The 4,057-nt window shown below is 72.1% G+C and carries 1 protein-coding gene; it reads left to right on the top strand.

Features of this window, described 5'->3' with window-relative positions; translation table 11 throughout:
• On the top strand, window positions 1-4,057 hold a 4,057-nt coding region (locus ABZW18_RS34260; RefSeq protein ID WP_356195300.1), incomplete at both ends, for a type I polyketide synthase.

Consider the following 4,057-nt stretch of genomic DNA (forward strand, 5'->3'; position numbering starts at 1 on the left):
GGGCGGGGAGCGTCCGCGCAGGGCCGCGGTGTCCTCCTTCGGCATCAGCGGCACCAACGCCCACGTCATCATCGAGGAGCCGCAGGACGAGCCGGTCGGTTCCGGCGACCCGGTGCCGGGCGACCGCCCCGTCCCGTGGGTGCTGTCCGCCGGCACGGCCGCCGCTCTCCGGGCGCAGGCAGAACGGTTGCGGGACCATATCGCCCACGACACCGCTGTGGACGCCGGCAGCGTCGGTCACGCCCTCGCCACCACCCGGGCCGCGCTCGACCACCGCGCGGTGGTCGTCGGCGCGAACAGGGATGAACTGCTCGCCGGCCTCGATGCGTTCGCACGCGGGGAAGCGACGGCCACCGTCCGCAGCGGGCACGCACGCCGACCCGGGAAGAACGCATTCCTCTTCTCCGGTCAGGGGAGTCAGCGCCTGGGTATGGGGCGTGAGTTGTATCGCGCGTTTGCGGTGTACGCGGCGGCGTTCGATGAGGTGTCTGCGGAGTTGGATGCGCATCTGGAGCGGCCGTTGCGGGAGGTTGTTTTCGCGGATGCGGATGGTCCGGATGCGGGTCTGCTGGATGAGACGCGGTATGCGCAGCCGGCGCTGTTTGCGGTGGAGGTGGCGCTGCACCGGTTGTTGGGGTCGTGGGGTGTGGTGCCGGATTTTCTGGTGGGCCATTCCATCGGTGAGCTGACCGCGGCGTATCTGGCGGGTGTGTGGTCGTTGCCGGATGCCTGCACCTTGGTGGCTGCGCGTGGCCGGCTGATGCAGGCGGCTCGTGGCGGTGGTGCGATGGCTGCTGTCCAGGCTTCGGAGGCGGAGGTGCTGGCGACGCTCGAGGGGCGTCGTGCTGTGGTGGCTGCGGTGAATGCGCCGGAGTCGACGGTGGTGTCGGGTGATGGTGCGGCGGTCGAGGAGATCGTCGAGGTGTGGCGTGCCCGGGGTCGTAGGACGACTCGGCTGCGGGTGAGCCATGCGTTCCATTCGGCGCATATGGATGATGTGCTGGAGGAGTTCCGGGAGGTTGCCGGGAGTCTGTCGTATGCCCCGGCCGGTATTCCGGTGGTGTCGAATGTGACGGGTGAGCTGGCGACGGATGAGCAGTTGACCTCGCCCGACTACTGGGTCCGGCACATCCGCGAAGCAGTCCGCTTCGCCGACGGCATCCGCACGCTGCGGGACGAGGGCGTGACGACCTGCATCGAGCTGGGCTTCGACGCCGTACTCACCCCTGCCGTCGCGGCCTCGCTCGACGACGACCAGGTGGCGGCCATCCCCGCCCTGCGCCGCGGCGAACAGGAGACGTCCGGTGTCCTCACCGCGCTCGCCGACGCCTATGTGCGCGGCCTGCCGGTCCACTGGGAAGCCGTGTTCGGGCCTGGGCAGCACCGGCGGGTGGAGCTGCCGACCTACCCGTTCGAGGGCGAGCGGTACTGGCTGGAGCCGTCGGGGCCGGTCGGCGACGCCACCAGGCTCGGCCTGGAGAGCACCGACGACCACCCGTTGCTCAGCGCCGCGGTGACGTCCGCGGACGGCGAAGGCATGGTGCTCACCGGTCGGCTGTCGCTGCGTACGCATCCGTGGCTGGCCGACCATGCCGTGAGCGGCACGGTGCTGCTGCCCGGTACGGCCTTCGTGGAACTGGCCCTGCAGGCCGGCCACCGGATCGGCTGCAGCGAACTCGACGAGCTCACCCTGGAATCGCCGCTGGTGCTACCGGAAAGCGGTGCGGTCCAGCTGCAGGTACTGGTGAGCGGCCTGGACGACTCCGGCCGCAGGACCGTGACCATCCACTCCCGCCCGCAGGAGCCGCAGGCCGAGCCGGACGGCGAGCCATGGGTCCGGCACGCCACCGGGTCGCTGGCGGTCGAGGCACCCACGGCCCAGGCCCCGGCTCCGGCGGCGCCCGGCGCGTGGCCGCCCGCCGGTGCCGTGCCGGTCGATGTCACCGGCGCCTACGAGCGGTTGGCGGACCTCGGCTACGGCTATGGCCCGGTGTTCCAGGGCCTGCAGGCGCTGTGGCGGGATGGCACGGACCTCTGTGCCGAGGTGCGGCTGCCGCAGGACACGGCGGCCGAGGCGGGCCGTTTTGGCCTGCACCCGGCGCTGCTGGACGCCGCGCTGCATGCGATGGTGCTGGGTTTCGCCGAACCCGCGGACGGGCCCGGCTCCGTGGCCACGCCCAGGATTCCGTTCGCCTTCACGGGCGTACGCCTGCACGCTGCCGGCGCCTCCGCATTGCGTGTACGGCTGTCGGTGACCGGGGCGAACTCCGCCGCTCTCACCCTCGCCGACGGCGCCGGCGAGCCCTTGGCGTCCGTGGAGTCGCTCTCGCTCCGGCCGCTGACCGCGGACGGGATCGCCACCACGGGCCGCCGGGCGGACCAGTCGCTGTTCGGCCTGGAATGGACTGCTCTCGACGGGGAGGTGCCGGCCGCACCGCTTGATGGCGCCGCGTCGTACGAGACGGCGTTCGTCGAGTGCGGTGCGGGCGGCGGCGACGTGCCCGCGCAGGTGCACGAAGCCACCCTGCGGGCGCTCACCCTGGTGGGGGAGCGGCTTGCTGACGAGGGGGTTTCGGGGGCGCCTTTGGTGGTGGTGACGCGGGGTGCGGTTGCCGCACTGCCGGGTGAGAGTGTTCGGGATCTGGCGGGGGCGGCGGTGTGGGGTCTGGTGCGTTCGGCACAGACCGAGCATCCGGGCCGGTTCGTGCTGGTGGATGCCGATGGTGCGGGCGAGGTGCCGGCGGGGCTGGTCTCCGCAGCGGTCGCTCAGGGCGAGACGCAACTCGCCGTGCGGGGCGGTCAGGTGTACGTACCACGGCTGGGCCGGGTGGCGGGATCGGGTGGTGGTGAGCTGCCGGTGTTCGGTGCCGGGGGCACGGTGCTGGTCACCGGGGCTACCGGGACGCTCGGTGGTCTGGTGGCGCGTCATCTGGTGACGGCGCACGGAGTGCGGCAGCTGCTGCTGGTGAGCCGCCGTGGCCCGGACGCGGAGGGTGCGGCAGAACTGGTGGCGGAGCTGTCGGCGCTGGGCGCCGAGGTGACCGTCGCCGCGTGTGATGTGGCGGACCGGGAGGCGTCGGCGGCGCTGCTGGATGCGGTGCCGCACGAGCATCCGTTGACGGGCGTGGTGCATACGGCTGGTGTGCTGGACGACGGCACGGTCGAGTCGTTGACCGCTGAGCAGCTCGAGGTGGTGTTGCGGCCGAAGGTGGATGCGGGCTGGCATCTGCACGAGCTGACGGCTGACAAGGGTCTGTCGGCGTTCGTGGTGTTCTCGTCGGTTGCGGGGACGCTGGGTACGGCGGGTCAGGCGAACTATGCGGCGGCGAATGCGTTTTTGGACGCGTTGGCGTTGCGGCGTCGTGCGGAGGGCCTGCCGGCGACGTCGTTGGCGTGGGGTCTGTGGGCCGAGGCCAGTGGAATGACCGGCAGCCTCACCGGCGCCGACCAGGCCCGTCTGCGCCGTGCCGGTATCTCCGCCCTGTCCACCGAGCAGGCGTTCGCCGCCTTCGACGCCGCACTCGCGAGCGCGGACCGCGCCGATCTGGTGGCGGCCCGGCTCGACGCGGCCGGACTCCGGTCCCGGGCAGCCGACGGCACACTGCCCGCCCTGTTCCGCACGCTGATCCGTGTTCCCGCGCGACGGCGGGCGACCGGAGTCGCAGAGGGCGGCTCGTGGGCCGACCGGCTGCGCGCCCTGCCCGAGCCCGAGCAGGAGCAGTCCCTGATCGGCCTGGTGCGGTCCCAGGTGGCGACCGTCCTCGGCCACACGCGCGCGGACGCGATTCCCTCGGAGCGGGCGTTCAGCGACCTGGGCTTCGACTCGCTGACCGCGGTCGAGCTGCGTAACCGGCTGAACGAGGCCACGGGCCTGCGGCTGCCCCCCTCGCTCCTCTTCGACCACCCGACGGTCGCCGCCCTCGCCGCTCACCTGCGCACCGAGCTGCTCGGTACCGCCGCGTCCGTGGGGTCGGTGTTGCCGGTGGTGGTGGGGGAGGACGAGCCGATTGCGATTGTGGGGATGGGTTGTCGTTTTCCGGGTGATGTGCGGGGTCCG

Origin of the sequence: Streptomyces sp. NPDC004647 (genome assembly GCF_040609575.1) — a bacterium.
In the GTDB taxonomy this organism is placed as follows: Bacteria; Actinomycetota; Actinomycetes; order Streptomycetales; family Streptomycetaceae; genus Streptomyces.